Here is a 7,344-nt window from a genome sequence, read left to right on the forward strand (position 1 = left end):
TTATCAGTCCGATTTTTTGTTGAGCCAAAATTAACCGTAGCTAATCCTACGGTTAATTTTTTAACAAAATTTTATTTTTTTAAAAATTATTCCGGTAACTTCTGAAAAGGCAGCTACCTCATCTTGAGTAAATCTGTTGAATAATGTTGAATCAATATCCAACAAAGCTACCACTTTGTTATCTTTTAAAATAGGAATAACAAGTTCACTGTTAGATGCACTGTCACATGCTATATGACCGGAAAAATTATGAACATTTTCAACATATACGGTATTTTTTGTAGTAAAGCAGTGACCACATACGCCTTTGTTAAAAGGAATTCTGGTACAGGCAACTTTTCCTTGAAAAGGACCGAGAACTAAGTTATTTTGAACAGAATCAACTAAATAAAAACCAACCCAGTTTGTGTCAGGAAGATACTCCTTGTAGAAAGCAGAAAGATTAGAAAGGTTGGTAATCAGATTACTCTCATTTGCTATTAGTGCATTTGCTTGTTCAATAAATAAATTTTTGTTATTAACAATATTCATAAATAAAACCTCCACAAAATTTATTTTATTATCGCATAAGTTGGTTAAAAAATAAAGAGAAATATATAAAATAACAATATTTCAAAAAAATATAATTATTTGACAATAACATAGTTTTATTATATTATTTTAAGTATAAATTTTAAAAACGATGATTAAGACGGTATACAGTGTATTTCTAGCAGGGAGCAACTTTTTAACTGGAAGGGTTGTATTAATATAATGTATATTTTCAGCTTATGAGTAATTGTATAAGTAATAGTTATGAGTACAATCGGGTAGTGTCCGTTATGCACTTTAAAATATAAGGAAGCTTATTGTAGCTTCGAATTTGGGTGGTACCACGATATATTCGTCCCTAGGGTGAGAAAACTCTAAGGGATTTTTTATTTTAGATAAGTTATATTTATAGATGTAATTTTAGGAGGAGATAATATGTCTTTATTAGAAAATATAAAAAGAGAATACATTGAATTAGTAAAAGAAGTTTCTGATGAAAAATCTTTATATGAACTTAAAGTCAAATTTTTAGGTAAAAAAGGGCAGTTAACCGAGGTTATGAAGAGAGCGAAAGACTTAGCTCCTGAAGAACGCCCGGCTTTTGGAAAAAGTGTTAATGAGATAAAAAATTATATTAATCAGAGTATTGAAGAAACACGTAAGGAAATTGAAGAGCGAGCGTTGGAATTAAAGTTAGCGAATGAGGAAATTGATGTGACATTACCAAGTAAAAAAATAGAACTTGGTGGTGTAAATCCTTTAAATAAAATTATTGAAGAGATAGAAGAAATTTTTATCTCAATGGGATATAGTGTCGCAGAAGGACCGGAAGTAGAAACCGATAAATTTAATTTTGAGATGTTAAACTTGCCGAAAGATCATCCGGCACGTGATATGCAAGATTCGTTTTATATCACCGATGAACTTTTGATGCGCACTCAAACATCACCGGTACAAGCACGTGAGATGCTTAAAGCAAATGGTAGAGGACCTGTGAAAATTATTTGTCCCGGTAAAGTATTTAGACGTGATAATGATGATGCAACACATTCTCATCAATTTACACAAATTGAAGGATTAGTAGTTGATAAAAATATTACATTTAGTGATTTAAAAGGAACATTAGAACATTTTATTCAGGCAATTTTTGGGGAAAATAAAAAAATACGTTTACGCCCAAGTTTTTTCCCGTTTACCGAACCGTCGGTTGAAGTTGATGTATCGTGGGGAAATGAAGATGATGAAGAAAATATTAAATGGTTAGAAATTCTTGGAGCAGGTATGGTTCATCCTAATGTGCTTAAGATGGCAGGTTTTGATCCGGAATTGTATACCGGTTTTGCATTTGGTATGGGACCGGAGCGAGTGGCAATGTTGAAATATGGAATTAGTGATATTAGAAATTTCTATACAAATAATATTAGATTTTTGAAACAATTTAATAGTGATAGAAATGATTAATGGAGGTAAATTATGTTAGTAAGTTATAATTGGTTAAAACAATATATAGATATTAAAGATAATGCACAAGATCTGGCAGAAAAAATTACACGAGGTGGAATTGAGGTAGAAGGTGTAGAATACTTAGCAGAAAATATTTCTAATGTTGTTGTAGGTTATGTAAAATCAAAAGAAAAACATCCGGATGCTGAGAAATTAAATGTTTGCATAGTTGATGTCGGAGAAAAAGAAGATTTACAAATTGTCTGTGGTGCACCGAATGTGAAAGCAGGGCAGTGTGTGATAGTAGCTAAAATTGGTGCAAAATTACCGGGTATTAAAATTAAAAAAGCGGAATTACGCGGTGTAGAATCTCAGGGAATGATTTGCTCGCTAAAAGAACTGGGTCTAAATCAAAGTGTTGTACCAAAAAAATATCAAGATGGTATTTATATTTTTGAAACAGAACAAAAACTTGGAAGTGATGTAGTAGAAATTTTGGGATTAAATGATTATATTTTGGATCTCTCTATTACGCCAAATAGAGCAGATGCATTGAGTATGCGTGGTTTAACTTATGAACTGGGTGCTTTATATAATCAAACGGTTAGGTTTAATGATAAAAAATGCGAAGAAAATACTACGGATACCGACTTAAAAGTATCAATTCAAAGTGAAAATTGTGTAAATTATTTAGCACAGATTGTAAATAATATTACAGTAGTTGACTCACCATTATGGTTACAAACATGTTTAATGAATTCAGGTATTAGACCAATTAATAATATTGTGGATATAACAAATTATGTTCTGTTAGAATTTGGACAACCAATGCACGCTTTTGATAAGAAATTAACCGGAGAAAATATTGTAGTACGTGATGCTGCTGCAGGAGAAATTTTAAAAACATTAGATAATGTTGAAAGAAAATTGCAAAAGGATGATTTAGTTATAACTGACGGTATAACCCCCATCGCATTAGGTGGAGTAATGGGCGGAAAAAATACCGAAGTAAACAGCAAGACAACAAGTATTATTTTAGAGTCAGCTTATTTTAATCCTGTTACTGTTCGCAAAACTTCTGCTTACCACGGTTTGAGAAGTGATTCTTCTGCACGTTTCGAAAAGGGCATTGATATTAATATACAAAGAGTCGCATTACAAAGAGCAACTGAGTTAATTTTAGAGTTATGTCCGGAAGCAACAATAGAAACAATTGTGGGAGAAACAAAAGCGGTTGGCGATAAAGAAATAATAATTACCGAAAATTATATTAATGATTATTTAGGAATAGAGTTATCCAAAGAGGAAATTATTAATATTTTACGAAGTTTGAGTTTTAATGTGAAAAAAATAGAAGATTATTTATTGGTAAAAATTCCGACAAGAAGACCGGATATTACAATTAAACAAGATTTAGTGGAAGAAATAATCAGAATATACGGTTATGATAATTTAGCTTCTACATTACCTAAATTTTCTAAAACAACACGTGGCGGGTTAACTTATAGTCAACGAGCGGTAAGAGATTTAAGAAAAATTTTTGTAACATTAGGATTTAATGATACAATTAATTATTCGTTAGTATCTGAAAAGGAAAGTACAGAATTTACACTAGGAGATCACCATAAGGTAAGATTACTTATGCCTATGACAGAAACACATTCAACATTACGTCAAAGTCTTATACCGGGGTTATTAAATGCAACGGCATATAATGTAGCTCGTAAGCAGAAAAATCTTAAAATTTTGGAAATAGGGAAAGTTTTCTTCGGTAGTGGTAATGATAATATTCAACCAACTGAAAAATTATACCTATCAGCAGCATTAACAGGAGTAGAATACTCTGCAAAATGGTTAAAAGAGGAAAGAAAAATAGATTTTTATAGTACCAAAGGATATTTAGAAACTATTTTTGAAAGATTAGGATTGGTAGAAAAAATCTCTTACAAATCAATTAAATTGAAAAATATGCACCCCGGAAGAACGGCAGAAGTATATCTTGGGGAAAAAAGATTAGGTTTTATTGGAGAAATTCATCCTGTTTACGCCGGAAATAAAGGTTTAAATACAACTTATGTTTTTGAAATCAATTTGGAAGAAATTATTTCAGAGAAAAAAGTTAAACCACTTTATGAAGAAGTAACTAAATATCCGGAAATTACTCGTGATGTAGCAATGCTTGTAGATAACAAAGATGAATATGCAAATATATATTCGGTAATTGAAAATGTAAACAGTAAACTTATTACTAATGTAGAGTTATTTGATTTATATGAGGGATTAGAGCTTCTTACAGGGAAAAAATCTATAGCACTTACATTAACTTATAGTGATAAAGAAAAAACTTTAACTGATGAAGAAGTGACAAAAGTTCATGAAAAAGTATTAGATGCTTTAAGTAACTATGGTGCAATCATAAGATAGGAGAATGCTTATGGTATTAAAAATTTTATTGTTATGTATATCGGCTTATCTTATCGGTGCGATTCCTTTTGCCTTAATAGTAGGAAAAGTATTTTACAATGCTGATATTAGAACTATGGGTAGTGGTAATCTCGGAACGACAAATACTTTTAGATGTCTTGGAAAAAAAGCGGGAGTTATTGTTTTTGTAATGGATGTTGTAAAAGGAATAATCGCAATTTTTATCCCTACACTCGTTATAGGTAGAGTAGAATATCTATCGATATTCGGAGCATTTGCAATGATAGGACATGTATTTCCTATTTTTGCAAATTTTCGTGGGGGTAAAGCGGTGGCAACAGGTTCGGGAGTATTTATATTTTTATATCCATTTTTAAGTATGGTTATGATTGTAATATTTTTCGCTACAATATTTTTAACAGGTTATGTATCATTAGGCAGTATTTTAATATGCTTAATGTCAATAATTTATTTATCTATTTTTGAGGTTGGAGTAGATAAGTATATAATGATAACAATGTGTATTTTTGTTATTTATATGCACAAAAAAAATATAAAAAGACTTTTGAATGGAACGGAGAGTAAATCAAAATTAAAAATAGGTGGAAAAAATGACAGAAATAATTAGTGGAACAAGTTTAGCAAAACGATTAAGAGAAGAAATAAAACAGGAAGTAGAGATTTTAAGAGAAAAAAATATTGTACCAACTCTAGCGGTAGTTATAGTAGGGAATAATAAAGCATCTCTTAGCTATGTTAATTTTAAACATAAGGCATGTTTAGAAAATAATATAAAGTCTATAAAAGTAGAACTTGATGAAAATATTACAACAGAAGAGTTAGTTAATGAAATAAATAAATTGAATACTGATAATACAATAAATGGTATTTTAGTTCAATTACCATTGCCACAAAGTATTGATGAGGAAAAAATTCTAAATGCTATAAATCCGGAAAAAGACGTTGATGGGTTTCATCCGATAAATGTGGGGAAATTAGTAGCCGGATCTGCTGAGTTAATCCCTTGTACACCGCTTGGAATTATGGAGATGATTAAATCAACTGGCGAAATAATAGAGGGAAAATTGGTGCTGGTAATTGGAAGAAGTAATATTGTCGGAAAACCTGTTTCAACCTTATTATTACAGGAAAATGCAACTGTGATTACAGCACATTCAAAGACAAAAAAATTGGATACTTTAATAGAAAATGCTGATATAATAGTTAGTTGTGTAGGGAAAGCACATTTTTTATCAGGAAATGAAAAAGTAAAAGAGAATTGCATTATTATTGATGTTGGAAATAATTATGTTAATGGAAAATTAGTTGGCGACGTTAATTTAGAAAAATTTATAGGTAAGGCGGCTTATATTTCGCCGGTGCCGGGAGGAGTAGGGCCGTTAACAATAACAATGCTAATGAGAAATACACTGGTAGCAACATATAAAATGAACAAATAAAGGCAAAATAGACGGATTTAAAAACTAAAAGTCCTAATAAAATTATTTATTGGAAACTAGATGCAGGTATACATTGATTTAGGTTCGTTTTAAAGAAATTTATATAGATTTAATGAATTGGGAGTAACCTTACAAAATCGGTTTCTAACGAAATCATGGTTTTGGGGTGCTCCATTTTATTTGGAGTGATAAAAATAAAAAACCACTTATTCCAAATTAGAACAAAGTAGTTTTTAATCGCTTAATTATTTTGCTAAGTTTGATTTGTATCTGGCAGCTGTATTTTTATGAATTAGGTTAGTTTTAGCAGCTTTATCAATTTTTTTATAAGCAAGGTTTACTAACTCTGCAGTGTTAGCAGCACCTTCAGCTCGTGCAGCTTTAGCTTTTTTAATAGCTGTACGCATTTCTGATTTTTTAGCAGTATTGCTAGCATTTGTTTTAGCGTCTTTTCTCACACTTAGAACTGATGATTTAATATTTGGCATACGATTCACCTCCTGTAATGAATTTTTTATTACTAAGAAATATTAATTAATATTCTTAATTACAATGAATTAAGCGTTGCTAAAAGCAACTATCTAATTTTAACATAACAAAGAGTTAAATGCAATATATTTTTAAGTTTTTTATGAATAGGTTAGAAAAATTTGCCGTTTTCTATATTTTGTGTTGACTAATGAGATAGATAATGTTACCATATAAAACATTGATAATTATTTTGTTATCATAGAAATTTTATAATAAAGATGTTTGAGAGATCCATCTATAAAAAAAACTGTGGTAAACACTGATTTCTCATTTCAGTGTTTTATTTTTTTCTCTTGAGCAGGATAAGGAGTTTTTATATGAGAGATAATAAGGTTAGAATATTAACGATACAGGCATTAATAACAGCGATTTATGTTGTACTTACAGTAGTTATCGCACCTTTTTCTTATGGTGCCATACAGTTTAGAATTAGTGAATCATTGTCTCAGTTAGTAGTGTTCAGTAAAAAATACTGGTTTCCAATTACATTAGGTGTAGCTGTCGCAAATATTTTCAGTCCGCTCGGTATTGTTGATGTATTTTTCGGTACCCTTGGTACAGGGTTGGCACTATTAATAAGTGTCTTTGTATTCAAATTTATAAAAAACAGATTAGTAAGACATATTATTAATATCGTTTTATATTTGATAATTTGCATGCCGGTTATCGCTTATGAAATTACTATTTTTAGCGGTGATAACTCAACACGAATACCATTTGAGTTTGGAGTATTTACCTCAATCTACGTTTCATTATTGTTATCTCAGATTGTTGTGATGATTATCGGTATTGTATTAACAGAAGCATTAAATAAAGTAATAGATTTAAAGAAAGTTTTTGAATAATAAATTTAACGGTCAAGTAATTTTATACCATTTTTTAAATTTGTTTAATTTATTTATGGAAAAAGTGATAACTTGACCGTTTTTTTATTTGATAAGTTGTAAAATAAAGT

Annotated in this window: 7 protein-coding genes; 5 read left to right on the plus strand and 2 right to left on the minus strand. The window is 30.1% G+C overall.

Translation table 11 applies throughout. From position 1 onward, the window contains the following. Nucleotides 1-60 precede the first annotated feature (60 nt). Nucleotides 61-531, minus strand: coding sequence for a GAF domain-containing protein (locus HMPREF1983_RS03925; RefSeq protein WP_021753002.1), 471 nt, complete (start codon nt 529-531; stop codon nt 61-63). A gap of 435 nt (nt 532-966) precedes the next feature. Here HMPREF1983_RS03925 and pheS point away from each other — a divergent pair, with 435 nt between their 5' ends. The 4 genes from pheS to HMPREF1983_RS03945 are packed head-to-tail and all read left to right on the plus strand — an operon-like array spanning nt 967 to nt 5,858. Next, nucleotides 967-1,992: a phenylalanine--tRNA ligase subunit alpha gene (gene pheS / locus HMPREF1983_RS03930; protein WP_021753003.1), complete on the plus strand. Its 1,026-nt coding sequence runs from the start codon at nt 967-969 to the stop codon at nt 1,990-1,992. Between the two features lie 12 nt (nt 1,993-2,004). Continuing rightward, nucleotides 2,005-4,398 (plus strand): phenylalanine--tRNA ligase subunit beta, encoded by a 2,394-nt coding sequence (gene pheT, locus HMPREF1983_RS03935; protein WP_021753004.1) that lies wholly within the window; start codon nt 2,005-2,007, stop codon nt 4,396-4,398. Between the two features lie 10 nt (nt 4,399-4,408). Further along, nucleotides 4,409-5,026 (plus strand): glycerol-3-phosphate 1-O-acyltransferase PlsY, encoded by a 618-nt coding sequence (gene plsY, locus HMPREF1983_RS03940; protein ID WP_040460951.1) that lies wholly within the window; start codon nt 4,409-4,411, stop codon nt 5,024-5,026. Further along, nucleotides 5,010-5,858: a bifunctional 5,10-methylenetetrahydrofolate dehydrogenase/5,10-methenyltetrahydrofolate cyclohydrolase gene (locus HMPREF1983_RS03945; RefSeq protein WP_021753006.1), complete on the plus strand. Its 849-nt coding sequence runs from the start codon at nt 5,010-5,012 to the stop codon at nt 5,856-5,858. Before plsY ends, HMPREF1983_RS03945 begins: the two co-directional genes overlap by 17 nt. 245 nt (nt 5,859-6,103) lie before the next feature. Here HMPREF1983_RS03945 and rpsT read toward each other — a convergent pair whose 3' ends face one another. Next, a complete protein-coding gene (gene rpsT, locus HMPREF1983_RS03950; protein WP_021753007.1) occupies nt 6,104-6,346 on the minus strand; it encodes a 30S ribosomal protein S20 in 243 nt (80 codons plus the stop codon). 360 nt (nt 6,347-6,706) lie between these two features. On the opposite strand from rpsT, the gene HMPREF1983_RS03955 reads away from it, so the two are divergent. After that, nucleotides 6,707-7,234 carry a QueT transporter family protein gene (locus HMPREF1983_RS03955; protein WP_021753008.1) on the plus strand — a complete coding sequence of 176 codons (528 nt, stop codon included), beginning with the start codon at nt 6,707-6,709 and terminating at the stop codon, nt 7,232-7,234. Nucleotides 7,235-7,344 lie beyond the last annotated feature (110 nt).

This window comes from Gemella bergeri ATCC 700627 (genome assembly GCF_000469465.1).
GTDB classification, from domain to species: domain Bacteria; phylum Bacillota; class Bacilli; order Staphylococcales; family Gemellaceae; genus Gemella; species Gemella bergeri.